Annotated in this window: 24 protein-coding genes; 17 read left to right on the top strand and 7 right to left on the bottom strand. The window is 73.6% G+C overall.

Going from position 1 to position 25540, the window contains the following annotated elements:
• Nucleotides 1-21 precede the first annotated feature (21 nt).
• Nucleotides 22-669 carry an NADPH-dependent F420 reductase gene (locus ACFVVX_RS25135; protein ID WP_387948867.1) on the bottom strand — a complete coding sequence of 216 codons (648 nt, stop codon included), beginning with the start codon at nt 667-669 and terminating at the stop codon, nt 22-24.
• 218 nt (nt 670-887) lie between these two features.
• Between ACFVVX_RS25135 and ACFVVX_RS25130 the strand changes: the two genes are divergently transcribed.
• Both ACFVVX_RS25130 and ACFVVX_RS25125 read left to right on the top strand, forming a co-directional pair.
• Nucleotides 888-1286, top strand: a complete 399-nt coding sequence (locus ACFVVX_RS25130) for a winged helix-turn-helix transcriptional regulator (protein WP_387948979.1) — start codon at nt 888-890, stop codon at nt 1284-1286.
• A gap of 98 nt (nt 1287-1384) precedes the next feature.
• Nucleotides 1385-2086 carry a helix-turn-helix domain-containing protein gene (locus ACFVVX_RS25125; RefSeq protein ID WP_387948866.1) on the top strand — a complete coding sequence of 234 codons (702 nt, stop codon included), beginning with the start codon at nt 1385-1387 and terminating at the stop codon, nt 2084-2086.
• Nucleotides 2087-2131: 45 nt separating this feature from the next.
• Here the strand turns inward: ACFVVX_RS25125 and ACFVVX_RS25120 are convergent, their stop codons facing one another.
• Nucleotides 2132-3802, bottom strand: coding sequence for an ADP-ribosyltransferase domain-containing protein (locus tag ACFVVX_RS25120; protein WP_387948865.1), 1671 nt, complete (start codon nt 3800-3802; stop codon nt 2132-2134).
• 230 nt (nt 3803-4032) lie between these two features.
• Here ACFVVX_RS25120 and ACFVVX_RS25115 point away from each other — a divergent pair, with 230 nt between their 5' ends.
• The 4 genes from ACFVVX_RS25115 to ACFVVX_RS25100 all read left to right on the top strand — a co-directional run bounded on the left by ACFVVX_RS25115 (nt 4033) and on the right by ACFVVX_RS25100 (nt 8265).
• The gene (locus ACFVVX_RS25115) at nt 4033-4716 is read left to right on the top strand and encodes a macro domain-containing protein (protein WP_387948864.1); all 684 of its coding nucleotides are present in this window, start codon (nt 4033-4035) and stop codon (nt 4714-4716) included.
• A 126-nt stretch (nt 4717-4842) separates the two neighbouring features.
• Nucleotides 4843-6375 carry a hypothetical protein gene (locus ACFVVX_RS25110; RefSeq protein WP_387948863.1) on the top strand — a complete coding sequence of 511 codons (1533 nt, stop codon included), beginning with the start codon at nt 4843-4845 and terminating at the stop codon, nt 6373-6375.
• Nucleotides 6369-6998: a hypothetical protein gene (locus ACFVVX_RS25105; RefSeq protein WP_387948862.1), complete on the top strand. Its 630-nt coding sequence runs from the start codon at nt 6369-6371 to the stop codon at nt 6996-6998. Before ACFVVX_RS25110 ends, ACFVVX_RS25105 begins: the two co-directional genes overlap by 7 nt.
• 247 nt (nt 6999-7245) lie before the next feature.
• On the top strand, nt 7246-8265 hold the full coding sequence (locus ACFVVX_RS25100; protein ID WP_387948861.1) for an LLM class flavin-dependent oxidoreductase: 1020 nt from the start codon (nt 7246-7248) through the stop codon (nt 8263-8265).
• A gap of 60 nt (nt 8266-8325) precedes the next feature.
• Here ACFVVX_RS25100 and ACFVVX_RS25095 read toward each other — a convergent pair whose 3' ends face one another.
• Nucleotides 8326-9285 (bottom strand): restriction endonuclease, encoded by a 960-nt coding sequence (locus tag ACFVVX_RS25095; RefSeq protein WP_387948860.1) that lies wholly within the window; start codon nt 9283-9285, stop codon nt 8326-8328.
• A gap of 282 nt (nt 9286-9567) precedes the next feature.
• On the bottom strand, nt 9568-10059 hold the full coding sequence (locus ACFVVX_RS25090) for an FBP domain-containing protein (RefSeq protein ID WP_387948859.1): 492 nt from the start codon (nt 10057-10059) through the stop codon (nt 9568-9570).
• A gap of 72 nt (nt 10060-10131) precedes the next feature.
• On the opposite strand from ACFVVX_RS25090, the gene ACFVVX_RS25085 reads away from it, so the two are divergent.
• The 3 genes from ACFVVX_RS25085 (at nt 10132) to ACFVVX_RS25075 (ending at nt 14849) form a co-directional block, all read left to right on the top strand.
• A complete protein-coding gene (locus ACFVVX_RS25085) occupies nt 10132-10701 on the top strand; it encodes a TetR/AcrR family transcriptional regulator (protein ID WP_387948858.1) in 570 nt (189 codons plus the stop codon).
• 174 nt (nt 10702-10875) lie between these two features.
• The gene (locus ACFVVX_RS25080; RefSeq protein WP_387948857.1) at nt 10876-12114 is read left to right on the top strand and encodes a phosphatidylserine decarboxylase family protein; all 1239 of its coding nucleotides are present in this window, start codon (nt 10876-10878) and stop codon (nt 12112-12114) included.
• A 98-nt stretch (nt 12115-12212) separates the two neighbouring features.
• Nucleotides 12213-14849 (top strand): tetratricopeptide repeat protein, encoded by a 2637-nt coding sequence (locus ACFVVX_RS25075; protein ID WP_387948856.1) that lies wholly within the window; start codon nt 12213-12215, stop codon nt 14847-14849.
• Nucleotides 14850-14880: 31 nt separating this feature from the next.
• On the opposite strand, the gene ACFVVX_RS25070 is transcribed toward ACFVVX_RS25075, so the two are convergent.
• Nucleotides 14881-15111, bottom strand: a complete 231-nt coding sequence (locus tag ACFVVX_RS25070; protein WP_387948855.1) for a hypothetical protein — start codon at nt 15109-15111, stop codon at nt 14881-14883.
• Nucleotides 15112-15377: 266 nt separating this feature from the next.
• On the opposite strand from ACFVVX_RS25070, the gene ACFVVX_RS25065 reads away from it, so the two are divergent.
• The gene (locus tag ACFVVX_RS25065; RefSeq protein ID WP_387948854.1) at nt 15378-15953 is read left to right on the top strand and encodes a dihydrofolate reductase family protein; all 576 of its coding nucleotides are present in this window, start codon (nt 15378-15380) and stop codon (nt 15951-15953) included.
• Between the two features lie 60 nt (nt 15954-16013).
• Here ACFVVX_RS25065 and ACFVVX_RS25060 read toward each other — a convergent pair whose 3' ends face one another.
• On the bottom strand, nt 16014-16439 hold the full coding sequence (locus ACFVVX_RS25060; RefSeq protein ID WP_387948853.1) for a Fur family transcriptional regulator: 426 nt from the start codon (nt 16437-16439) through the stop codon (nt 16014-16016).
• Between the two features lie 401 nt (nt 16440-16840).
• Here ACFVVX_RS25060 and katG point away from each other — a divergent pair, with 401 nt between their 5' ends.
• The 6 genes from katG (at nt 16841) to ACFVVX_RS25030 (ending at nt 23149) form a co-directional block, all read left to right on the top strand.
• A complete protein-coding gene (gene katG / locus ACFVVX_RS25055) occupies nt 16841-19072 on the top strand; it encodes a catalase/peroxidase HPI (protein ID WP_387948852.1) in 2232 nt (743 codons plus the stop codon).
• Nucleotides 19073-19323: 251 nt separating this feature from the next.
• Nucleotides 19324-19563, top strand: coding sequence for a hypothetical protein (locus ACFVVX_RS25050; RefSeq protein ID WP_387948851.1), 240 nt, complete (start codon nt 19324-19326; stop codon nt 19561-19563).
• Between the two features lie 100 nt (nt 19564-19663).
• On the top strand, nt 19664-20236 hold the full coding sequence (locus ACFVVX_RS25045) for a hypothetical protein (RefSeq protein ID WP_387948850.1): 573 nt from the start codon (nt 19664-19666) through the stop codon (nt 20234-20236).
• The gene (locus ACFVVX_RS25040) at nt 20233-22143 is read left to right on the top strand and encodes an ABC transporter ATP-binding protein (protein WP_387948849.1); all 1911 of its coding nucleotides are present in this window, start codon (nt 20233-20235) and stop codon (nt 22141-22143) included. The genes ACFVVX_RS25045 and ACFVVX_RS25040 overlap by 4 nt, the downstream gene beginning before the upstream one ends.
• Nucleotides 22140-22628, top strand: a complete 489-nt coding sequence (locus tag ACFVVX_RS25035) for a S26 family signal peptidase (protein WP_387948848.1) — start codon at nt 22140-22142, stop codon at nt 22626-22628. Before ACFVVX_RS25040 ends, ACFVVX_RS25035 begins: the two co-directional genes overlap by 4 nt.
• On the top strand, nt 22625-23149 hold the full coding sequence (locus tag ACFVVX_RS25030) for a MauE/DoxX family redox-associated membrane protein (protein ID WP_387948847.1): 525 nt from the start codon (nt 22625-22627) through the stop codon (nt 23147-23149). Before ACFVVX_RS25035 ends, ACFVVX_RS25030 begins: the two co-directional genes overlap by 4 nt.
• Nucleotides 23150-23196: 47 nt before the next feature.
• Here the strand turns inward: ACFVVX_RS25030 and ACFVVX_RS25025 are convergent, their stop codons facing one another.
• A complete protein-coding gene (locus tag ACFVVX_RS25025; RefSeq protein ID WP_387948978.1) occupies nt 23197-24033 on the bottom strand; it encodes a BTAD domain-containing putative transcriptional regulator in 837 nt (278 codons plus the stop codon).
• A gap of 565 nt (nt 24034-24598) precedes the next feature.
• Here ACFVVX_RS25025 and ACFVVX_RS25020 point away from each other — a divergent pair.
• Complete coding sequence (locus tag ACFVVX_RS25020; protein ID WP_387948846.1) at nt 24599-25336, top strand: VOC family protein; 738 nt, start codon at nt 24599-24601, stop codon at nt 25334-25336.
• The last annotated feature ends 204 nt before the right edge of the window (nt 25337-25540 follow it).

Here is a 25540-nt window from a genome sequence, read left to right as displayed (position 1 = left end):
CCGCGGCCCTCGGAGGCCGGGTCAGGCCGGGCCGCCCGCGTAGGCCAGGGGCGGGAGGACGGCCCGGGCGTCCCGGCCGGCGAACCAGAGGCCGATGGCGAAGGCGGTCGCCGCCTCCAGCAGCCCCGCGCGGGCCAGCGGACCGGCCGGCAGCGGCTCGGCGCCGAGGTCGGCGACCAGTCGGCCGACCAGGGCCAGCGCGTCCGGGTCGTCGCCGCAGAGCGGGACGCCGAGCGGACGGCCGTCGAAGACCGGCGGGGTGAGCCGCCAGACGCTCTCGTGGCAGACGTTGAACGCCTTCACCACGTGGGTGCCGGGTGCGGCGGCGGCGATCCGCTCGGCCATCGACGGCCCGCCGGCCGTGCTGAGGGTGAGGCTGCCCGGCACGATCGGGTTGGTGCAGTCGACCAGCACCCGCCCGGCCGGCGGGGCCGCCGCCGCGACCACCCGCTCCACCTGGCCGGCCGGGACGGCGAGCAGCACCGCCTCGCCGAACTCCGCGGCCGCCGCCGGGCCTTCCAGCGCCCGCGCGCCCGTGCCCAGCCGGCCCGCCGCGGCGGCGGCGCGGGCCGCGTCCCGGGCGCCGAACGCCACCTCGTGTCCGGCCCGGGCCCACTGCCCGCCGAGTGCCTGCGCCATGTTCCCCGCTCCGATGATGCCGATCCGCATGGGAGATCTCCCTTGGTGGGCCCGACGCGGCCCCGGTCGGGCCGCTTCCGGGGTGACTCGGGGATGACTCTAGGAACGGCGATGGTTACCGATCGGTGCGTAGTGGACGACGGGTGCGTAGTGGACGACGAGGGCGAGGGGGACCGCCGATGGCGGCGCGCGGGGGGCCGGACGGTGTGACCGGCGGCGTGACGGACGACGGCAGGGCGGACGACGGGGTGCCGGGCGGCGGGGCGGGAGCCGGGGCCGGGGCGGGTGGGGCGTTCCTGGCGGACTGCCGGGCCCGGGTCGCCTTCGACCTGCTGGGGAACACCTGGAGTTCGGTGGTGCTCTGGGCCCTGCGCGAGGAGCCCGCGCGCCCCGGCGGGCTGCGGGTGCGGATCGGCGGCATCAGCGCCAAGGTCCTCACCGAGACGCTGCGCCGGCTGGAGTTCAACGGCCTGGTGGAACGCCGCAGTTACCCGCAGGTGCCGCCGCGTGTCGAGTACGCCCTCACCCCGCTCGGCCGCACCCTGCTGCCTGCCCTGGAGGCCCTGGGGGACTGGGGCTACCAGCACGGTGACGCGGTGTTGGAGGCCCAGGACCGGGCCCAGGACCGGGCGCAGGGGCAGGGCTGACGCCCGGTCGGCCCGGCGGAGGTGATGGAGCGTATTCGCCGGTTGACTCTGCGTCATGGAATGATCGCGAACCGGGGCCCGCGAGCAAGGAGTGCACGGTGAACCAGAACGACGACCTCGAAGCGGCCCGCCGCGCCGATCCCGCCGCCGTCGCGCGCCGGATCGCCGACCGGCGCTCCCGGCTCGGCCTGACCGAGGAGGTGCTGGCGAACCAGGCGGCGATGTCGCCGCGTTACCTCCAGCACCTGCTGGACGCCGGGCCGGCCTTCGACCCGGGCGGGTTCCTGCGGATCGCCGCCGCCCTGGGGCTCGGCTACCAGGAGTTGCTCGAAGGGCGCCCCGACGCCCCGCCCGGGCAGTCGGAGGCCGGGCCGCGCCCGCAGCTGTTCCATCTCACCGAGGCCGAGTGCTGGGACCTGATCGGCACCCACGGCGTCGGCCGGATCGCCCTGCCCGTCGACCCGGGCCCGGCGGTCTTCCCGGTCAACTACGCCGTGGACGACGGGACGATCGTCTTCCGCACCGCCGCGCGGAGCGCCGCCACTCCGGCCGACGGGGCGCCGGTGTCCTTCCAGATCGACCGGATCGACGACCACCTGAGCCGGGGCTGGAGCGTCCTCGTCCTCGGCCGGGCGCGGTACGTCGAGGACGAGGACGGCGTCCACCACCTGCGGCAGCTGCCGGGCACCACCTCGTGGGCCGGCGGCGACCACCCGCTCTGGGTGCGCATCCAGCCGGACGAGATCACCGGCCGCCGCATCGGAAGCGCCGGCCCGCCGACCACGGCGGCCGAGTCGTAGCGCCGCTCGGACGGCAGCCGCTCGGACGGCGCCCGACCGGGCGGCTCAGGACACCAGGGACTGCTCCGCCAGCTCCGCCAGCTGCACGGTGCACAGTCCGTTGCGCTCGGTCCTGACATCCGTGACCTTGAGCTGGGTGCCGGGGAGGAGGATGAACTCCTCCTCGTCGGTGAACGCGGAGAAGCTGCGGATGCCCACCGCCCGGGCCGGGAGCACCTCGAAGAGGGTGCGCTTGCCGCGGCTGCCGAGGAAGGCCCGCGCCACGCCGGGCTGGGAGGTGCACGAGGACACGCCCCACCAGGTCACGGTCCCCCCGAGCGGGTACTGCGCCCGCAGGTCCAGCGGCACTCCGCGCCAGAGCGGTTCGGTACGGGAGGGCAGCTGCGACACCGCGGCGAACAGCAGCCGCAGGTACGGCAGGTACGGGACGAGCCTGGTCCGGTCCGGGGCGCGCAGGACGGCGTTGATCTCCCGGTAGAACGCGGACTCGCAGGTGTAGAGGTAGAGGGCGGCGATCGCGTCGGCGGACAGGCCGCCGGACAGCCCGCCGGCCGCCTCCTCCGCCCGCCTGGTACCGAAGTCGTGCGACAGCCCGACCTGCCGGTCCAGACCGGACAGCAGCGCGGAGACCGGGGTGAGGGCGTCGCGGAAGTCCATGAGCGGGGTGTCGAACACGCCGGTGATCGCGGGGAGGGCGAGGCCCTCGTCCTTGACCCCGGCGAGACGGTCGAGGTAGAGCTGGTGCAGCTCCATGGTGGAGGCGATGAAGGCGCCCATGCGCTCGGCGACGCCGTCGTCCGCACCGCCGGTCCCGGCCGCGAGCGTGTTCCACCCCGTGCTCGGAAGCCAGTCGATCCCGTCGGCGCCGAGCGAGGCGAGGGCGGAGTTCACCGTGGCGAAGTGCTCGCCGTCGCAGAAGACGTCGCCCTGCGCCGCGGGGTTGGGGTGGTCGATGTGCCGGACGTCGACCCCGGGGTACTTCTTCTGGAGCCGCAGGACGGCGTTCTTCAGGGTGCGCGCGTGGGCTCCCCACCAGGCGAAGACGACACCGCGGTCCTCCTCGTCGGCGTCCTGCTTGGCGCTGAGGATCTCCTCGGCGATCCGCTCGGCGACCGGCCGCCAGAACGCGGTGTGCCGGTCGGTTCCCGTCGACCCGTCGCTGCTGGCGGTGAGTGAGGCGTTCAGGAGCAGGACGCCCTGGGTGAGCATCGCCTGGAACCACTCCGGCGGCTGGACGGTGTCCTCCTTCTCCAGCAGCGCGCGGATGTCGGAGATCGGGGTCTTCTTGGGGATGCCGTACTTCCACATCGCCGCGGCCTTGATGATGCAGCGTATGCTGACGACCCTGCCGAACTGGCTGTCCTTCCAGTGGTGGAAGGTGTTGTCGAACATGGCGATGCCGGTGGCGCTCTCCGGCCGCGGGTAGGGGTTCTGGCCGAAGACCACGACCTTCCACTTGTGCGGTGCGTGGGGCTTGAGGGCCTGGAAGGTCAGTTCGCGGACGGGGACCACCTCGGGCGTGCGGCCCGGTCCGATGAACGAGGCCGCGTCCGGCTGTGCCTCGATGACCGGCTTCAGCAGCGGCAGCCAGGGCTCACCGCCGCCCTTGAACAGCTCCGCGAGGCCCAACGGGTCGCTCGGGTCCATGGCGGCGGAGGTGTCGGCGGCAGGGTCCTTGGCGGTGGGGTCGTCGGCGGGGGTGTTGGCAGTGCTCATGGCGGAGGTACTCCGAACTGTCGGACCGTGCTGATGGGCAGGGGGCGCGAGGGGGCATGGCCGGGTTCCGTCCGAACGCCTTGTAGCCGGCGACAGACTGACGGCGAGTCCGCTCACCGGCAGTCGTGGACGCTAGCAACCGCCGCCGACAGTGACCGTCCACTGCTCTGTCAGTGGGGGGCGATAGCGTCGTGAGCAGTGCAGGAGCCCCTTCCCGATCGGAGTGGACCATGACCGTGAATCACGTGGAGTCACCGCTGAGGGTCGTGTTGACCGACATCAACACGGCGGTGGTGGAGGCGTGGCGGGCGGCGTTCGCCGACACCCCGGGGATCGAGATCCGCGAGGGCTCGATCCTCGACGAGAAGGTCGACGCCTGGGTCAGCCCCACCAACTCCCGGGGCCGGATGGACGGCGGGGTCGACGCGGCCATCAAGCGCCATCTCGGAGCGGGCATCCAGCTGCGGGTGCAGCGGGCCGTCCGGGACGGGTTCGCGGGCCGGCTCCCGGTGGGGAGCGCGGTGTGCGTGCCGTCCGGGGCGGTCCACCCGGGGTTCCTGATCTCGACGCCGACGATGGAGGGTTCCTCGCAGAACGTCGGCGAGACCTTGAACGTCGCCCTGGCGTGCGCCGCCGCGTTCCAGGCGATCCACCGGCAGAACGCACAGGCGCCGGGCAGCATCGGGTCGGTGGCGCTGGTGGGGATGGGCGCCCGGACCGGCCGGGTGCCGGCGCGGGTGTGCGCCAACCTGATGTGGACGGGCTACACGTTGTTCAACGACCACCGGTTCGAGGACGACGACGATCTGCGCGGCACGATCACCGCGCAACTCGACGACCTCGAGAACGCGCCCGCCGAGAAGCGGATACGCATCGCGCCGCCCGTCCGCCCCGCCTCCCGCTCCCGTCGCTGACCCGGGCACCTCCGGGAGCCGGGAGCCGAGGCGGCGCAGGCGGTGTCGGCGGTGCGTGCGAGGCTTTGCCCTGCGGACCGGGACCGGGACCGGTCCGTGGCCGGGGGCCGGTGGGAAGGGGACGGGATGACGACGGATCTGCTGGTGAACGAGGCCTGGCGGCCCGCCACTGCGCCGGCGCGGCTGCGTGAGCTGGCCGCGGACCCGGTGCTCGCGCGGATCGTGGCGTCCCGGATCGGCCTGCCCGCCGACCTGGCGGAGGAGCTGGCCGCGGAGGTGGCGCTGCGGGCCGAGGCCGGCGGACCGCCCTGGACGGCCGTGGCGCGTGCGCTGGCCGCGCAGCCGGCCACCGGCCCCGAGCGGCTGGCCCTGCTGGCGGCCCACCCCGACGAGGGCGTGCGGCGGGCCGCCGCCGTGCACCGCGCCACTCCCGGGTCGGCCGTGGACGCACTCGCCGCCGACCCCTCGGCCGTGGTGCGCCGCGCGCTGGCCGCCCGTGAGGAACTGCCGCGCGCGGTGGGCGCCGTGCTGGCCGCCGACGTGTGCGCGGACGTCCGGCTGGCCGTCGCCCGCCGGGTCGGCGTGCGGCCCGAGGAGCTGGACGCGCTGGCCGACGACCCGGATCCACGGGTGCGGCGCGTCCTGGCGGTGCTCGGCCGCGGCAGCGCCGCCGACCTCACCGATCCGGACCCGAGCGTTCGCCGCACCGCCGTGGAACGCCATGGCCACCGTGACCTGGCGCCCCTGCCGGAAGCCCTTGTGGGCGACCCGGATCCGGCCGTCCGGGAGCTGCTCGCCTCCCGGTGGCGCAACCACGACCCGGCCGCGCTGGCCCGCCTCGCGGCGGACGCCGAGCCGCAGGTGCGGGCCGCGGCGGCGGGCAACTGGTACACCCCGGTCGCGCAGCTGACCGCGCTCGCGGCCGACCCGGACCGGACGGTACTGGCCGGGCTGGTCGGCAACCGGCTCGCCCCGCCCGCCGCGCTCGTCGGCCTGATCGACACGCTGGCCGGGCTCGCCGAGGCCGATGCCGCCACGGGCCGGGAGCCCGACCCCGACGAGCGGGAGGAGCGGCGCCGCCTCGTCCACGAGGTGCTCGACCACCCGGCCACCCCGCCCGAGTCGCTGCGCCGGCTGTACGCGTTGGAGCTGACCCCGTACTTCCACGAGGGGAACGCGCTGTCCCAACCGAACTGGCCGCCCGACCTGTTCGCCCGCTTCGCGCTCGGCTACTGCGAGAGCACCGTCGAGGGCGAGGAGGAACGGGAGAGCTTCGCCCGGATCGAGCGGGCCGTCGGGACGGAGCCGCCCGAGCAGGTCCTCGCTGCGATGCTCGGGAGCCCGATCCACTACCTGCGCCGGGCGGTCGCCAATCGGCATACCCCGCCCGAGGCGCTGGCGGAGGCCGCCCGCTCGCCGAAGGGCTACGACCTGGACGACCTCGCAAGGAACCCCGCCGCTCCGCGCGAGGTCCTGCTCGGCTGGGCCGCCGAGAACTGGCGCTGCTCGGCCATGCTGGAGAACCCCGAGCTGCCGGTGCCCGTGCTCGCCGCGATCGCCAGGTGCTCGGACGACGACCACGCGGCCGAGGCCCGGGACCTGCTGGAGGTCCGGGCCCTGCGGGCGCGCGCACGACGGGAGACGCCGACGCCATGCTGACCACCTCCGACTGGCGGGCCCGGTTCGACCGCCTGCCCGACGCCGGTGCGTACGCCGAGCGGATCGGCCGGCACACCAACATCGCCGACTACCTCGACGACTCCGGGTACGGCTGGTACGTCCACCACGGGGACCTGATCGTGCCGGAGAACCTCGGCCACGACCTCGCGCTGATCGTGGACGGCGACCTCGTGGTGCACGGCTTTCTGGACGACTACGTCCGCGGCATCGGCCTGCTGGTCGTCCTCGGTGACCTCGTCGTACGCGACCTCGTCTCCTGGGGCTCGCTGTACGTCGGGGGCGACCTCCGGGCCGAGGGCATGGTCTGCGGCCACTACAACGACTTCACCTTCGAGGTCGCGGGGGCCGTGCACGGTCGGGCGCTGGTGCTGGCCGACAAGTCGTGCTCCTACACCACGGGTGAGCTGGAGACCGAGATCGACTCCTACGACCCGACCAGGGAGCAGCTGAGGGCCGCGCGGGAGATTCTCGTCCCACAGCTGTACGACGGGGGCGCGAAGCGGGCCCGGGAGGGCCGGCTGCCCAAGCTCGGCCGCCCGAGCTACCGGCGGATCTGCCGCCGGCTGCACGCGGGGAAGCCGCTGTTCCGCACCACCGGCTGAGGCGGCCGACTGGCGCGGCCGGACAGGACCTGGGACGGCCGGACAGGACCTGGGACGGCCCCGGGCGGCCGGTCTGCTGCGGGGGCGTCACGGGGGTGTTGCCCCGGATTGCGGTTCCGACGGGCCCCTTGATCGCCACCCGGCCGCGTGTGAGTGTGGGCCGGACGCCCGGTGTTCGGTATCCGGGCGGTGACAGCCGATCCGCGCCGCCCGGTGCCGCGCCGGTCGCGGAAAAACGGAGGAACCGGTGCCGTCGCCCTCGCAGCCCCTTCGCAAGCTGGGCTTCCTGACCATCGGGCTGTTCGACCCGGCCGACCCGGGTCGGGGGCACGAGTCGACGCTGCGGCTCATCGAGCTCGGGGAGCAGCTGGGGTTCGACAGCGCCTGGGTGCGCCACCGGCACCTGCAGTACGGGATATCCTCGCCCGTCGCCGTGCTGGCGGCGGCCTCGCAGCGCACCCGCCGCATCCAACTGGGCACCGCGGTCATTCCGCTGGGGTGGGAGAACCCGCTGCGGCTGGCCGAGGACCTGGCGACCACCGACCTCCTCTCCGGCGGCCGGCTCAACCCCGGCATCAGCGTCGGACGGCCCGGCCACTACGACCGGGTCGCCTCCGCGCTGTACCCCGACACCGCCGAGGCCGAGGAGTTCGGCTACGAGCGGGTGCGCCGGCTGCTGGACTTCGTCAGGGGCGAGCCGGCCACCGACTTCAGCGGCGTCGAGGGCATCGAGGTCTACTCGGACCGGGTCCAGCCCGTCGCACCCGGCCTGGCCGAGCGCATGTGGTACGGCGGCGGGAGCCTGCGATCGGCCCGGTGGGCGGGTGAGCAGGGCCTGAGCCTGCTGACCAGCAACGTGGTGCGGGCGGAGGAGTCGGAGGACTTCGCCGAGATCCAGCGTTCGCAGATCGCCGCCTTCCGCGCCCACCACCCTGCGGGCGGGCGGGCCCGGGTCTCCCAGGGGCTGGTCGTCATCCCCACCGACAGCGCCTCGGCGGAGCAGCGCGTGAAGTACCGGGAGTACGCCCGGAGCCGGCTCCCGCGCACCGCCGCCCCGCAGGGCCCGGCGCGGATGATGTTCGCGCCGGACCTGGTCGGGACGTCCGCCGAGATCGCCGAGCGGCTCTACGCCCACGCCGCGTTCCGGGAGGTCGACGAGGTGGTCTTCGCGCTGCCGTTCACCTTCGGCGAGGAGGACTACGTGCAGATCCTCACCGACATCGCCACCAGCCTCGCCCCCGCGCTCGGCTGGCAACCGGCGGGCTGACCTGCCTGCCGGCCTACCCGTCTGCCCGCCCCCGCCGACCCGCCTCCGCTGCCGGGGCGACTACGCCTCGTCGACCTCCAGGCCGTACGCGACGACGGCCTGGTGCAGCCCGCCCGGATACCCGGCGAGGGCGGGGGTGAAGTCCCAGTCCCCGGCGGCGTCGCGGTCGAACCTGCCCAGCCGCATCGCGGTGTTGGCCGCGGCACCGTCGGCCAGGTGGACGACGGCCGGATCCTGGTCGGCGCCGGCCTCGAGGATCAGCGCCGGCCCGGCGAACCCGGCCATGGTCGCCGCCGGATGGTTCTCGACATCGGCGGCGGCGATCACGACGAGCCGGTCGGCGTCGGCCGGAAGCGCGTCGAAGTCGACCATCAGGCAGGCGTTCGCGTCGCCGTAGCCGGTCACCAGCCGCACCGAACCGTCCGGCGTCGAGCCGTTGTTGTAGAACACCAGGTGCTCGTCCGACAGCGCCCGGTTCCCCCGGCACACCAGGGCGGCGATGTCGTACTCCTCCTCACCGGTCCAGTGGAGGAGGAGCCGGGCGGGCTCGGCGGCGACCTCGATCCCGGGCAGGTCGTCCTCGTCGCCGAGTCCGGCGGCGCCGTACCGGGCGGCCGCGAACACCTCGTTCAGGCCGTGGTGCTTGAGCAGGCCGACCAGTTCGGCACCGTTGATCAGGGTGATCGGCTTCCCGGTGACGAACTGGTGCGAGCTCGGGCCGAACCTGCTGGTCGTGACGAGCACGGCCTTGGTCGCGGCCTGGTCGTGCTGGAGCGTCCCGTACAGGTCCCGCACGGCCGACGGCGTCACCGTGTCCCGGTACCGCTTCACCTGCACGATCACGTTCCCGCCGCGGAAGGGGTCCGTGTCGATGCCGCGCACGTCCACCCCACCGTCCCGCGACCGGGCGGTGAGCTCGACCTTCATGCCCATGGCCTCCATCAGCCGGGCGATCAGCTGTTCGAACTCGACGGGGTCCAGCTCCATCAGCAGTTGGAGCTCGCGAACCCGCTTGGCCATGCGGCCGCGGTTCGCGGTGGTGTCGTCACGGAGGTGACGGAACAGCAGGCGCTGTGCGCGGCGCTCGGCAGTGTCGGGGCTGCTGAGACGGTGGAGCTTGCGGCTCCGGGACATTCTGCCCCCTGGAGGGTGACGGGTCGATGGCAGGCGTCACGGTAGGGCCTGGAGCCGACGCTCCGTCACCCATGTTTCACAATCGATAACTTCGGGCCGCTCAGGGTGCCGGGTCGGCCGCGCGGGCGGTCGTGCGGTCGGCCGCGCGGACGGGCCGGTTCGGGCGCCTCAGTCGATGACCTTGGCGATGAACGCGGCGACCTTCGCCCTGGTGCGCTCGATCTGCTCCTCCAGGGAGAGCGACTCGTGCAGCCGACCCCCGGCGCCCGCGTCCTTCCTGCCCCGGACGTAGAGCGAGCAGGCCAGGTCGCTGCACATGTAGGCGCCCACGGTGTTGCCCTGCCGCCCGGCCGGACCGGCCTTGGGCGCGACCATGAGGGAGACGCCGCCGGTGTGGCTGGTCAGGCACAGCGAGCAGAGGCTGCGCCGGGCCTGCCATGCGGCGGCGCCCGGGCTGCGCAGCACGAGCCCCTGGGGGCGGCCGTCGAGCTCGGCGACGAGGTAGGCCCGGTCCGGGGCCTGCGGGTCCCGCCAGCCGAGGAAGTCGAGGTCGTCCCAGGGCTGTTCGGCCAGGTCGCGGGGGATGTTCAGGCGCTTCGCCTCGCCCTTGGTGCAGTTCAGGAAGGCGGTGCGGATGTCGTGTTCGGTCAGCTGCTCCATGACACCGCAGGCTAATTTGCCTAAGGCTTTTAGGCAAACGCATAATGGGTGATGCCAAGCAGGAGGTAGACCATGGTTCGCGTAGGACTCACCGCCGAACGGCTGACCCGCGCCGGGGCGGAACTGGCCGACGAGGTCGGCTTCCAGCAGGTGACCGTCTCCGAGCTCGCCCGTCGCTTCGACGTCAAGGTCGCGAGCCTCTACTCGCATGTCAGGAACTCCCAGGACCTCAGGACCAGGATCGCCCTGCTCGCGCTGGACGAGCTCGCCGACCGCGCCGCCGATGCCCTGGCCGGGCGGGCCGGCAAGGATGCGCTGACCGCCTTCGCGGACACCTACCGCGACTACGCCCGGCAGCACCCGGGCCGCTACGCCGCCGCGCAGTTCAGGCTCGACCCCGAGACGGCGGCCGCGAGCGGAGGCGTCCGGCAGGCGCAGATGACACGGGCGATCCTGCGCGGCTACGACCTCGCCGAACCGGACCAGACGCACGCCGTCCGGATGCTGGGCGGCGTCGTCCACGGCTACATCGCCCTGGAGTCGAGCGGGGGCTTCGCTCACACCGCCGTCGACCCGCAGGAGTCCTGGGACTGGATCGTGGACTCCCTGGACACCCTGCTGCGGGCACGCGCCACGCACTGAACCGCGACTGCGACTGCCACCGCGCCCCCGGCATCGGCATCGGCGTCGGCGTCGGCGTCGGCGTCGGCTTCGAAGGCGGCCCGCCGACCTGCATGTCTTCGTGTGCGATCGACATTTCACGTGGTACCACTGGCCGAGGATGTGCGAGTCGGACACTTCGGGACGGAGAGATCCATGAGTGATGTCGAGGCTGTACTCGACAGTCGGTACGACAACCTGTTCGCCCGCGCGGCCGGTTACCTGCCGGAGAGCCGGCAGGCCGTCGACGAGTGGCAGGCGGACTTCGTCCTCCGACTGGCCGACGCTGAAGAGGAGTTCAGCCAGGCGGTGCGGGACCTGGAGCAGCTGATCAAGCGCGACGGGATCATCCGGATGTACGTCTGCCAGATGATCGAGGAGGTTCTGCCACCGCACCGGTGCATCAAGAGCGTTCCCGAACTGCTCGCGGCCCTCAACCGGATCAGGACGACCGCGCCGCGGTACAGCCCGAACCGTGAGAAGCGGGTGTTCTTCCCGATGTCGGCGCTGTTCGTCTACATGATGATGACGCCGGCCGGTGAAGCGCTGTTCCGCGTCGAGAAGTTCAACCGGGCGATCCAGAAGGTCCTCAAGGAGTGGTGCCAGCACCTGGACAGCCCCGAGAGCCGCAGTGTCCTGACCGAGCAGGAGGACGGCTGGCTGTCGGCGCCCGCCGTCAAGGAGTTCGGCCTCGGGGAGTACGTCACCGAAGCGGACCGGAAGAAGCCGTACTGGGGATTCACCTCCTTCAACGGGTTCTTCCACCGGCAGATCCTCCCGGGGAAGCGACCCGTCGACACCGATCCCGCCGCCGTCGTGTCGGCCAACGACGGTGCCGTGTACCGGATCGCGCGGAACGTCCAGGAGACCGACGAGTTCTGGCTCAAGGGGCAGCCCTACTCGCTGGCCGACATGCTGAACGGCAGCACGTACACCGGCAGGTTCCTGGGCGGCGATGTCTTCCAGTCGTTTCTCGCGGGCTCCGACTACCACCGCTGGCGCTCGCCGATCGACGGCGTCGTCCGGAGCGCCGAGGTCGTCGACGGCCTGATGTTCAGCAACGCGGAGTCCGCGGGCGAGGACCCGACCGCCGGGACGTACTCGCAGGGCTACCAGGCGTCCGTCAACACCCGCGGTCTGGTGTTCATCGAGAGCCCGGACCCGGGGATCGGCATGGTCTGCGTCATTCCCATCGGCATCACCGAGATCTCGTCGGTGACCATCACGGTCAGGCCCGGCAAGGAGGTGAAGAAGGGCGACGAACTGGGCTGGTTCAGCTACGGCGGCTCCAGCATGTGCCTGGTGTTCGAGCCCGGAAAGGTCCGCTTCGCCGACGGGCTGAAGCCGAATACGAAGATCCGCGTCGGCACACGGATCGCGACCGTCACCCGATGACCACCGGTGCCCGAACCCCGCCGGCCGCGACCTAGGATTCTGTCCGTGTCCAGGGCGGACGCCCTGGACACGGTGGACAGGCGGGCAGTGGGGACGGCATGGCGGTCGGACGGCGTGGCGGCGGCGAGGCGGAGTTCCTGGCGGACCTCCGCCGACTCGGGGAGGTCCATCGGACCGGGCTGGCCGGGACGCACTCGCTGCGGGTCGTCGCGCGCGCTGTCGGGGTGTCGCCGACGACGGTCGGCGAGTGGCTGAAGGGGACGCGGGTCCCGAAACGGCCGGAGGACTTCCTGCGGTTGGTCGCCGTGCTGCGGAAGGCCGCCGCGCAGGCCGGGATCGAGCTGCCGCCGGCCGACCGCCACCTGCTGGACCCCGACGAGTGGCTGTCCCGGTACGGGGCCGTCGCCCGGGCCCGTGCGCAGTCCGTGGGCGCCGGGGTGCAGCGCGCCCAGGCCCTGGCCGCGCTCGCCGGTACGGAGTCGCCCACCCGCGAACCCGACCTGCCCGACAGGCCGCGCCCGGTCGCCCGGTGGACGGCGCAGCAGCTCGGTGTCCATCCGGCCGTCCCCGGCCGCGCCTTCGAAGCCGGTACGGGCTTCGTGCTCCCCGAGTACGTCGAGCGGCGCCACGACCGGCTGTTGCGCGCGCAGTTGGACGCGGTGGCCGACGACGGGCGGAGCGCGCTGATCGTCGTCCAGGGGGGATCCTGCACCGGCAAGACGCGTACGGCCTTCGAGGCGGTCCGGGCATCGCTGGGGGACTGGCGGCTGGTGTTCCCGAAGACCGCCGAAAGTCTGCTCACGTTGCTGGCCGCCGATGCCGCGGGGCCGCGGACGGTCCTGTGGCTGAACGAGGCGCAGAACGTGATCGACGGACCGGAGGGCGAGGCCGCCGCCGCGGCGCTGCGGCGCGGCCTTGAGCAGCGCGGGCCGCTGGTGATCGTCGCCACGCTCTGGCCGGACGTGCACCGCAGGCTCGCCGAGCGCCCCGTCGAGGGCCCGGACCGCCACCCCCAGGCCCGTGGGCTGCTCGCCTCGGGGGCGGTGGTCCACGTCCCCGGGGCCTTCGAAGATGCGGCGCTCGCGGACCTGATGGCCAGGGGCGACGCGTCGCTCGCCGTGGCCGCCGGAGCGAGCCGGTCCGGGGGCGTCACCCAGGTGCTGGCCGGCGGTCCGGCCCTCGTCGACCACTACGAGAGCGCCGCCGGCTCGGACTGCTATGCCTGGGCGGTCATCACGGCCGCCATGGACGCGCGCCGGCTCGGCCACGGCCCGTCCGTCCCGCTCGCTCTGCTGGAGGCCTCGGCGCCGGGCTACCTGACGAAGGACCAGCGTGCCGAGGCGCCGGCGGACTGGTTCGCCGACGCCCTGGCGTACGCGCGGGTGAAGGTGAAGGGCGTGGTCGCGGCCTTCGGCGAGGTCGCCAACGACCACGGGATGGGTGCGCGGCCGGGGGTCTGCCACCTGGCCGACTACCTCGACCACTACGGCCGCGCCGCGCGTCGGCACTGCTTCCCGCCGGCGTCGTTCTGGGAGGCGGTGCGCCACCACGCGGGGACGGCGAGCGACCTGTGCGAGCTCGCACGGTCGGCGAGCAGGCGAGGGCGCGAGCGGGTCGCCGACCTGCTCCTGTGGCAGGCGGCGGAACAGGGTCACATCGCAGCCTGGACGGGTCTCGTCATGGCCAGGGAGTACCGGGGCCTCTCGGTGGAGGCGGAGCGGTTGGCCCGGGTGGCGCTACGGAGCGGGGACCCCGAAGCGATGTGCCTCCTGGCCTGGGAACGCGGCGCGGCCGACGACGTGGCCGAGACCGAGCGGCTCTGCCGCGAGGCCGCCGAGACGGGTCATGCCGATGCTCTGGTCTCCCTGGCTTTGAGGCTGGGAGGCGGCCCCGAGGCCGAGGACCTGCTCGCCAGGGCAGTGGAAGCGGGCTCGTCCGAAGCGCCCCACGCCCTCGGACGGCTGCGTAGGGATGCCGGAGATCCCGAGGAGGCGATGCGTCTGTTCAGGATCGGCGCTGCGGCCGGCGACGTCGACGCCAGCGGTGAGTTGATCAACTGGGAGGAGGGCAACGGAAACCAGGCTGAGGCCGAACGCCTGGCGCGTCTGCACATGGAGCGGGGTAAGGGGTTCGTGCTGGCACTGCTGGCCGCGGACAGGAGCGCAGCCGGCAACCGGGCCGATGCTGAGAGGCTCTCCTGGGACGTGGTCAGCTTCGCGGATCGCCATGCGTCGGCCGAGGTGGAGGGGCCATGGCAGAGCGGTGTATCCGTGGCGACCGTGGTACTGCTGGCCTGTGCCCAGGAGGCGGGAGAGGCACGGGTCGACGAGGTTCTGGGGCAGCTTGCCGAGTGCCGAAGCCCGCAGACGCTGGGGCGCGTGGCCGCATGCTGGGAGGACCGCGACGCCGGTACGGCGGAGAAGCTGTACCGCCGGGCGGCCGAGGCCGGAAACCGTGAGGCGTTGCGGTGCCTTGCCCGGATGAGGCGGGGAGGCGCCGCCGAGACCGAGGGGCTGCTGCGGTCCGTGGCGGACGCCGGCGGCGGCGTGGACGCTCTGGCCCACTTCTGGGAGGACGAGGGCAGGCCGGAGGACGCGGAACACCTGATGATCTACGGCCTTGAGATCGACGGCTCCGTCGCCGAGCCGTGGGACATGCGCGCGGACGAGGACGAGGACGCGGACGAGGACGTGAACGCGGACACGCACTCCGGCCCGACGACGGAGCGTGGGTAGCGGGCCCGGTGAAGCGCCCGCGGGCCCGTGGTCACCAGGGCAGCAGTCCCCGGACGACCCGCCCCAGCCTGGCGAGGTGGTCCAGCAGGGTGGCCAGGGTGCGGCGGGCCGCGGTACGGCGGTAGGCATGGCGCGACCACACCGTCGGGAGGACGACGCCGGCGTACAGCAGCAGGAAGAGGACGAGAGCGAGGAGGCCGGTCGGGCCGAGGGCGTCGACTGCGCGGATGCCGGTGTCGTACAGGGCCTGGATGAGGGTCATCGTGGTCGCCTTCGCGGGAGGTCGGGGCGCCGGCCGTTCGCCGGGGCCGATGAGGCAGACCGTTCCTGTCCAGGGGGGTGTCCGGCAGCCCTCCGCGGGATCCTGGACGGCCCGGGGCCCGAACGCGCTGGTCCGGGCCCCGGGGGGAGGGGGTGTCCAGTCCGGTGGGTTCGGGGGCTGGACGGCTCCGCGTGCCGTGATGCGTCCTGCGGCGGTTGGCGCCCGGCGGTCGTAGGGTCGAAGCCTCTTCCCGAGGAGGGCTTCCGATGCGCAGCGTGACCTACTCGATGGGTGTCTCCCTGGACGGCTACATCGTCGGGCCGGACGGCCGCTTCGACTGGACGGAGCCCGACGAGGAGGTCTTCCGCTTCGTCACCGACGAGTTCCGGGGGGTCGGCGTCCACCTGTTGGGGCGGCGGCTGTACGAGACGATGCTGTACTGGGAGACCGCCGACCAGGATCCGTCGCTGGACGACACGATGCTGGAGTGGGCCGCGCTCTGGAATCCGCTCCCGAAGGTGGTGTTCTCCAGCACGCTGTCGACGGTGCAGGGCAGCGCCCGGCTGGCCTCCGGCGACCTGGCGGAGGAGATCGGGCGGCTGCGGGCCGAGCCGGGGGAGGGTGACATCGCGATCGGCGGTGCGACTCTCGCCGCCGAGGCGGCCGCGGCGGGTCTGATCGACGAGTACCGGGCCCGGGTCTACCCGGTGCTGGTCGGCGGTGGTATCCCGTTCTTTCCCCGGGGCGAGCGCCGGGTGGATCTCGAACTCGTCGAGACCCGCACCTTCGGCTCGGGGGTCGTCTATCTCCGCCACCGCGTCGTCCGCCGGGCCGTGGCCTAGGTATCCAGGTATACCGACCACAGAGGTCACCGGCTCCGGCGGCGCCGCCGTGAGTGCGTCCTACGGCGCGGGCGGGGCCGCGCAGGACGGGCAGAGGCCCCGGTAGGTGACCTCGACGCCGGCGACGGCGAAGCCGAAGCGCTCCGACGCGGGGAGGTCGGCGAGCGGGTCGCCGGTCGGGTGGACGTCGCGGATGGCGCCGCAGCCGGTGCACACCAGGTGGTGGTGGGGGTGGTGGGCGTTGGGGTCGAAGCGTCTGGCCCGGCCGTCCGTGGAGAGCTCGGTGACCTCGCCGAGCGCGACCAGCTCGCCCAGCGTGTTGTAGACGGTCGCCCGGGAGATCTCGGGCAGCCGTTGCGCCGCACGGGCGTGCACCTCGTCGGCGGTGAGGTGGACGTGCTCGCCGTCGAGGACCTCCGCGACGACCCGTCGCTGGGAGGTCATCCGCCAGTTGCGCCCGCGCAGTCGCTCCAGCAGGTCACTCATATCGGCTCGCCTCACTGAGGTCATCGGGAAAGCGGATCGTATCAACGCGCATCCGGTTCCGATCGGCGATGGGCTTTGCGTGGTTCTTGACTTGGATTTTGTCCATCGTAGGATCGGCTCCGGCGTTAGCCTAGGGACAGGACGACTCCAGTACGGCAGGAGACAACAGCGTGACCGGACCACCGCCGTGCGACCCCCGGTGTCGGGACGTCCGGCATCGCGGTGTGCGACCGGCGGGGCTGCCGCCCCGGACGCGTCCGACGACCACGGCTCGCCTGGCCGACGAGGCCCACCAGGCCGACCCGGCCGACGATGCCGTGACCCACCGGGGCCCCGGCCCCGGCTCTTTCACCGCCCGCAGTTCCTGAACACAGTGATCCGCCCGGCCCGGAGGGATTCCCATGTCTGAGAACCATGATGCGATCGTCACCGATGCGAAGCCGGAGGGCGGCGGGGGCTGTCCCGTCGCGCACGACCGCGCGGCGCACCCGACGCAGGGCGGCGGGAACCGCCAGTGGTGGCCGGACCGGCTCAACCTGAAGATCCTCGCCAAGAACCCCGCCGTGGCCAACCCGCTCGGCGAGGAGTTCGACTACGCCGAGGGGTTCAGGAGCCTCGACCTCGCGGCCGTGAAGCGGGACCTCGCCGAGGTGCTGACCACCTCGCAGGACTGGTGGCCGGCCGACTACGGCCACTACGGTCCGTTCATCATCCGGATGGCCTGGCACAGTGCCGGCACCTACCGGATCAGCGACGGCCGCGGCGGCGCCGGGGCCGGCCAGCAGCGCTTCGCCCCGCTCGACAGCTGGCCGGACAACGCCAACCTCGACAAGGCCCGCCGCCTGCTGTGGCCGGTGAAGAAGAAGTACGGCCGCAACCTCTCCTGGGCCGACCTGATGATCCTGGCCGGCAACGTCGCCCTGGAGACGATGGGCTTCGAGACCTTCGGCTTCGGCGGCGGCCGCGCGGACGTCTGGGAGCCGGAGGAGGACGTCTACTGGGGTCCCGAGACCACCTGGCTCGACGACCAGCGCTACACCGGCGACCGCGAGCTGGAGAACCCGCTCGGCGCCGTCCAGATGGGCCTCATCTACGTCAACCCGGAGGGCCCCAACGGCAACCCGGACCCGATCGCCGCGGCCCGCGACATCCGCGAGACGTTCCGCCGGATGGCGATGAACGACGAGGAGACCGTCGCCCTGATCGCGGGCGGCCACACCTTCGGCAAGACCCACGGCGCCGGCCCGGCGGACAACGTCGGCCCCGACCCCGAGGCCGCCCCGATCGAGCAGCAGGGCCTGGGCTGGAAGAGCACCTTCGGCACCGGCAAGGGCGGCGACGCCATCACCAGCGGCCTTGAGGGCGCCTGGACGGCCACCCCGGTGGCCTGGGACAACACCTTCTTCGAGACCCTGTTCGGCTTCGAGTGGGAGCTGACCAAGAGCCCCGCCGGCGCACACCAGTGGAAGCCGAAGGAGGGTGCCGGCGCGGGCACCGTCCCGGACGCGCACGACCCGGCGAAGACCCACGCCCCGACGATGCTGACCACCGACCTCTCGCTGCGCCTCGACCCGGTCTACGAGCGGATCTCGCGGCGCTTCCTGGAGAACCCCGCCGAGTTCGCGGACGCCTTCGCCCGGGCGTGGTTCAAGCTGACCCACCGCGACATGGGCCCGGTCGTGCGCTACCTCGGCCCGGAGGTCCCGTCCGAGACCCTGCTGTGGCAGGACCCGCTGCCGGCCGTGACCCACGAGCTCGTCGACGCCGCCGACGTCGCCGACCTCAAGGCGCGGATCCTCGCCTCGGACCTGTCCGTCGCCCAACTGGCCTCCACCGCCTGGGCCTCGGCCTCGTCCTTCCGCGGCAGCGACATGCGCGGCGGCGCCAACGGCGCGCGCGTGCGCCTCGAACCGCAGAGCGGCTGGGAGGTCAACGAGCCGGAGCAGCTGGCGACGGTGCTGCGCACCCTGGAGGGCGTCCGGAAGGCGTTCAACGAGGCGCAGTCCGGCGGCAAGCAGGTCTCGCTCGCGGACCTGATCGTGCTCGCCGGCGGCGTGGGCGTCGAGCGGGCCGCCAAGGAGGCGGGCTTCGCGGTCGAGGTCCCGTTCAGGCCGGGCCGGGTGGACGCGGCGCAGGACCAGACCGACGTCGAGTCGTTCGCCGCGCTGGAGCCGGGCGCCGACGGGTTCCGCAACTACCTCGGCAAGGGCAACCGCCTGCCGGCCGAGTACCTGCTGGTCGACCGGGCCAACCTGCTGAACCTGAGCGCCCCGGAGCTGACGGTCCTCGTCGGCGGCCTGCGGGTGCTCGGTGCCAACCACCAGGGGACGTCGCTCGGCGTCCTCACCACGGCGCCCGGCACGCTCACCAACGACTTCTTCGTCAACCTGCTCGACCTGGGCACGGTCTGGAAGGCGACCTCCGCGGACGCGAACACCTTCGAGGGCCGCGACGCGGCCACCGGCGAGGTCAGGTGGACCGGCAGCCGCGCCGACCTGGTGTTCGGCTCCAACTCCGAGCTGCGCGCCGTCGCCGAGGTCTACGCGAGCGACGACGCCAAGGAGAAGTTCGTGCGGGACTTCGTCGCCGCGTGGGTGAAGGTGATGGAGCTCGACCGCTTCGACCTGGTCTGACCGCGCCTTCGAGCCCCACGGAGTCGGAAGCGACAGCGGCGCCATGACGCCGCGACGCCGCGGCTGACCGTGTGACGGCCCGCCCGTCACCGCCCCGGGAAACCCCGGGAGCGGTGACGGGCGGGCCGTCGCCGTTTCCGGGCCTGCCCGGTCATGGGCCCGCAGAGCCGATGAGGAGCCGATGGAGAGAGGCCCCGGACAGCATGGTGGGGCGGCTCGATCGGACGGGTCGCACCCCACAAGGAGGTCACATGACCAGGACCCTCACGTCGTTCGGCGACCGGATGCTGGGTGCGCTGCTGAAGCAGAAGAAGGCCGGCGCGTGCGTCCCGCCGGACTACTGCGGTGTCGTCGCCTGCAACTCGCAGGGCGGCTACTGCTCGGGCGGCTGGTGGTGGCAGCCGATGTGCAACGGCTACTACAACTGCGGCGGCACCTGTAAGGGCACCGGCGGCCTCCAGTACAACAAGAAGGTCGCGTACGGCTGCTGACGACTGCACGGGCTTGTGTCAGACAAGCCCCGGGGCGGGGGCCCCGACCCGGCGGCCCCCGCCCTCCGTCGCCCTTCGAACGGCCCAGAGAGGAACCGACATGCTCACCGCCCTCATCGCCTCCACCGTCGCGCTCGGCCTTGCCACCGCGGCCAACCTCGTCCTCACCTTCGCCGTCATCCGCAGGATGCGGACGCTGGAGGAGGGCGGCACGGGCGCCCCCGACGCCCTGCCGGCGGTCGGCACCGCCGTCACCGGGTTCAGCGCCGTCACGACCTACGGCGAGGAGCTCACCGTGGCCGACGTGGCCGCCGGGGACGCCTTCGCCGGCTTCGTCATGGTCGGCTGCACGCCCTGCGGCACGCTGATCGAGTCCCTGGCCGGCGGCGCCGCCACCGGGGCCGACGACCCGCTGTTCTTCGTCGTCGGCGACCCGGAGGACCCGGAGACCCGCAGGATGACCGCCGCCCTGGACGCCGTCGGCCGGGTGGCCGTCGTCGCCGAGAAGTCCCCGGCCACCGAGGCCTTCGGCCGGATCGGCGCCTTCCCGACACTGCTCCGGCTCAAGGACGGCGTGATCGCCGCGGCCGGGCACGACCTGGCCGACGTCGTGCCCGCGGCGGCACGCCGCGCGGGCGCCGACCGCCCGGCCCCGGTCCGGGAAACGGTGTGATCACGGCGGTCGCCGGGCGGGTCCGGACCGCGGGCGCCGCACTGCGGCTGGGCTGGCGGGCCTCTCCCCGGGGGATCCTGCTCCAGCTCCTGCTCGCCCTGCTCACCGGCGCCCTCCCCGCCGTGATGGCCTACGCCACCAAACTGCTCGTCGACGACCTCGCCGGCGCGGGCGGCCCCGGCGCGGCCGACGGCACCCGGGTGGCGTGGCTCGCGGCCGCGGGAGCCGTCCTCGCCGGGGCGACCGCCGTCCTCAACCACCTCACGGCGCTGATCGGCGCCATGGTCGGCCGGGCCGTGAACCTGGAGGTGCAGGACCGGCTCTACGAACGGGTCAACGCCTACCGAGGGCTGCGCCCGTTCGAGGACCCGGCGACCCAGGACCGCATCCGGCTCGCCGAGACGGCGGCCCAGGGAGCACCGCACGACGTCCTCGACTTCCTGCTCGACTCGGTCCGCAGCACCGCGACGATCGCCGGGTTCCTCGGCACGGTGCTGGTGTTCTGGCCGCCGATGGGCGCGCTCCTGGTGCTCTGCGTCGCGGTCTCCGTCGCCGGCCATCTGCGCACCTCCCGGGGCCTGGCCGACACCGCCGCCGCCGTCGTCCCCGCCACCCGGCGGTACTACTTCTACCGGACGCTGCTCGTCGACCCCCGGGCCGCCAAGGAGATCCGGCTCTTCGGCACCGGGCCGCTCTTCCGCCGGCGGGCGGTCGAGGGGCTCCGCGAGACGACCGGCGCCGGGCTGGCCGCCCTGCGCCGCGGCGTCCTCGTCCAGTCGGGGCTCGCCCTGCTCACCGCGGCCGTCGCCGGAACCGCGGCCGTCGTCGTGGCACGGCAGGTGCTCGCCGGCCGGATCACCCTCGGCGACATGACGCTGTTCACCGCCGCGGTGGCCGCCGTCCAGGGCGCGCTGTCGGCCATCGTGATGCAGCTCGGGCGCGCGGAGGAGGCACTGCGCCTCTTCGGGCACTACCTCGCGCTGCTCGGCTCACCCGCGGACCTGCCGGACGGCACGGTGGTACCGGCCCCGCTGCGGGACGGCATCACCTTCGAGGACGTGTGGTTCCGCTACACCCCCGACGCGCCCTGGGCGCTGCGCGGTGTCGACCTGCACCTTCCGCACGGCCACGCGGTCGGCCTGGTCGGCGTGAACGGCGCGGGCAAGAGCACGCTGGTCAAGCTGCTCTGCCGGTTCTACGACCCCGACCGCGGGCGCATCCTGTGGGACGGCGTCGACATCCGCACGATGCCCGTCGACGAGCTGCGGCGCAGGATCGGCGCGACCTTCCAGGACTTCATGACCTACGACCTGACCGCCGCCGAGAACATCGGCCTGGGCGCCGTCGAGCACCGGGAGGACCTCGACCGGATCCGGGCCGCCGCCGCCCGCGCCGGCATCGACCGGAGCCTGGAGCGGCTGCCCCGCGGCTACCGGACCATGCTCAGCCGGACGTTCACCGACGAGGACGAGCAGGACGGCGTCCTGCTCTCCGGCGGCCAGTGGCAGCGCGTCGCGCTCGCCCGGTCGCTGATGCGCGAGGACGGCGAGCTGCTCATCCTGGACGAGCCCAGCTCCGGCCTCGACGCGCTCGCCGAGCGGGAGGTCCACCAGGCGCTGCGCCGCCACCGGGCGGGGCGCACCAGCCTGCTGATCTCGCACCGGCTCGCCGCGCTGCGGGAGGCCGATCTGATCGCGGTGCTCTTCGAGGGGCGGGTCGTGGAACGCGGCGGCCACGACGAACTGGTGGCCCTCGACGGCCGGTACGCGGAGATGTTCGCCGCGCAGGCCGAGGGCTACCGCGCGGACGCCGCCTCCCCCGCGGGGCTCCGGCCGGCCGGGCGGGCGGTGGCCGAGCACGCCGCGGCGCCGCACGCCGAGGCTGAGCGGCCCGGAGGAGTGCGGTGAGCGCCCTTCCGCTGACCGCCGCGACCGCCGCGGCCGCTGCGGCGCTGGCCGGGGTGGCAGCCACGGTGCTGCTGCTCCGCCGCTCCTTCGAGCTGGTCGTCGTACAGGGCGGCAGCATGGAGCCGACCCTGCGGGACGGCGACCGGGTGCTGGTGCGCCGCACCGCGGTGTTCCGCCGCGGCGACGTGGTGGTCATCCCCGTCCCGGACGGGCCGCGCGCCCCGGGGGACGCGCCCTGGCTGGTGAAGCGGGTCAGCGGCGTGGCGGGCGACCCGGCCGCGGACGGCTGCCCGGCGGTGCCGGCCGGCCACCTCGCGGTCCTCGGCGACAGCCCGCGCAGCCTGGACTCGCGGACCTTCGGCACCGTCCCGAGCCGTACCGCGCTGGGGGTCGCCGTCCGCCGGATGGCCCGCGACGGGCGGCCCGCGCAGTCCCTGAACCGCTCGGGGCACCGGACGACCCACGGATCGAGGAGGACCGCATGACGATGCTGCAACTGGCCGCCCGCGCCCTGCTGGTGGTGGTGTTCGGCGCCGCGCTGTTCGGCAAGGCGCGCAGCCGTGCGGCCCTGGCCGCGTTCGCCGCCGACCTGGCCGGCTTCCGCTGGCTGCCGGACGGCCTGCGGCGGCCGACCGCCGTCGGCGTGATCCTCGCCGAACTGGCGACCGTGGCGCTGCTCGCGACCGTACGACAGGCCGGCGCGGCGGCGGCGCTGGTGCTGCTGGCCGGGTTCACCGTCGCGACCCTGCGAGCCGGGCGGGCGGCGGACTGCCGCTGCTTCGGCCGGGCGAAGCCCGCCGCGCGGGGCGGCGCCGCCGGCTTCGTGCTGCGCAACGCGCTGCTCGCCGCCGGTGCGCTCGCCGCGGGGCTGGCCCCCGGCGGCGCCGTGGCGAGCGCACCGGCGGCCGTGGCCCTCGCCGCGGGCGCGGCCGCGGGCGCCCTGGTGGTGCGGTGGGACGACATCGCCTACCTCTTCCAGGGGCCCGCGGCGCCGCGACGGTCCTGACCTCCCCGGCGAGTGCGTCCGCCGGGCGACCAGGACCGTCGAACCGGTCAGCGGCCCGTGCGCCGGTGGTACGGCTGGACGCGCGCCGGGTGGCAGCACAGCCGGCGGAGCCGGGGGAGACAGGTACGGGTGTGCCGGCGCGGGCTCTGCAGATCCGGGTCACCGCGCAGGACGGCACTTTCGAGCTCCACCAGGGCGGGCCCCGGGTCCAGCCCGAACTCGTCCGCGAGCAGCGCCCGCAGGCGGCGGGCCGCGGCCAACGCGTCGGTCTGCCGCCCGCTGCGGTACAGGGCGAGGACCAGCCGCTCCACCAGGCGCTCGCGGTCGGGGTACCGGTCCACCAGGGCCGTCAGTTCGGGGACCAGCTCCTGGTGGCGTCCGGCGCCGAGTTCGATGTCCGCCAGCAGCTCGTAGGCGGCGAAGCGCTCCTCCTCCAGGTGCGCCCGGACCGGCTCCGCGAACGGCGCGTCGATCCCGGTGAGCGCGCCGCCACGCCACAGGCCGAGCCCGTTGCGCAGATGCCGGACGGCCTGCGCGTGCTCGCCCAGTCCGGTGAGCCGCCGGGCCTCCGCGACCTCCCGGCAGAAGTCCACGGTGTCGAGGTCGTGCCGGCCGACCGACAGGCGGTACCCGCCCGCCAGCGAGGCGATCGGCCCGGTGTCCTCCCCCGGGCCGGCCGGGGCGGCGGCCCCGGGAAGCAGCTTGCGCAGGGCCGAGACGGCGGTGTGCACCTGGCCGCGGGCGCTGCGCGGCGGGCGCTCGCCCCAGAGCGCGTCCACCAGCTGCTCGATGCACACCTGGTGGTTGGCGTTCAGCAGAAGGAACGTCAGAACAGCTCGCCTGCGCGGCCGTTCGATGGGAACCACGGTGTCCCGGTCGAACACTTCCAACGGTCCAAGAACTGTGTAGCGCATGTTCCCCCCGAGCTACGGACCTTGTGGGCAGCTCAAACGAACTCCCCTTGGTCGAAGGGGAGTCCGCGGTTCGCGATTTCGCGTGATCATAGGCCGCCGTCCCGGCTATGGGAACCGTGCCGGCGAAACCCGGGTCGACGGGTGGGACGGGTGCGATCGAGGCGGGGCCCCGGCGGGGTGTGCCGCTCCGGAGCCCGCGGCGGGGGTGACCTGCGGCTCCCGCCCGGAGGGGCCGGTCTGTGAGCCCTGGTGCCCAGGATGCCCCTGGGGCCGCGGGCCCGGGGCGGAACCGGCGTCTGCGGCGCGACGTCCGCGGTGTCCGCGGGTCGGTGGTAGGGGGTCGGGAGTCCGGGGTCGGGGGTCGTGCCCGCGCAGACCGAGTGCCGGGCCTCCCTCAGCCTCGACCTCTGCCGGCCGACGGGCGCCGCCGACGGCTGACGCGCACGGTCCCGACGGGGCTGACCAGGGACGGTACCTGATGGAGCACTCGTTAATTGCCGCGGCCCGGGCCGCGGCACCTTCTAGGATCTGCTGCATGGCAACACGACTTGTGCAGATCAACATGAAGGCCCAGGACGACTCCGTGCTCGGCCGCTTCTGGGCGGAGGCGCTCGGCTGGGGTGTCGACAGCGAGGGACCCGGCGTGACGAACCTCGAACCCGTGGGCTTCGCCTACCCCGACCCCGCGGCCGTCTGCATCGACATCATCGCCCACCCGGAACCCAAGACGGGGAAGAACCGGGTGCACGTCGATCTGGCCACCACCTCGGCCGCCCACCAGGCGGAGCTGGTCGCGCGCCTGAAGGACCTCGGCGCGACGCTCGCCGACGTGGGCCAGGGCGATGTCCCCTGGACGGTCATGGCCGACCCGGAGGGCAACGAGTTCTGCGTGCTGGAGCCCCGCCCCGTCTACGGGGACACCGGGCCGATCGCCGCGGTGGTGGTCGACTGCACCGATCCGCGCGCGATGGCCCGGTTCTGGGGCGAGGCGACGGACTGGACGGTGCACGAGGTAGCCGACGACCACGCCTCCCTGCGCTCCGCCCAGGGCGTCGGCCCCTACCTGGAGTTCGTGCGCACCCCCGACGCCAAGAGCGGGTGGAACCGCGTCCACCTCGACGTCGCTCCCTACCGCGGTCAGGACCTGGCGGAGGAGGAGGCCCGACTGCGCTCCCTGGGCGCCACCGACCCGGGGATCGACCAGTCCGTGATCTCCTGGCGGATTCTGGTCGACCCGGAGGGCAACGAGTTCTGCCTGCTCTCCCCTCGCTGACCCGGAGCGACGGCGCCGCCGATCGGTGGCGGAGTCCGCCCTGGAAACGCCACGACGCCGCTGTACCCGGGCCCGGTGTGGTTCCGGGTGGGTGCAGCGGCGTTGTCGTGTGGTGCGGGGTGGTGTGGGGGGTGTTACTTGGTGAGGCCGGCCTTGACGGAGCAGACGGGCCAGGCGCCGGGGCCCTGGGCGGCGAGGACCTTT

This window comes from Kitasatospora sp. NPDC058170, from assembly GCF_042883905.1.
In the GTDB taxonomy this organism is placed as follows: domain Bacteria; phylum Actinomycetota; class Actinomycetes; order Streptomycetales; family Streptomycetaceae; genus Kitasatospora.
This window is presented reverse-complemented; position numbering and strand designations above follow the sequence as displayed.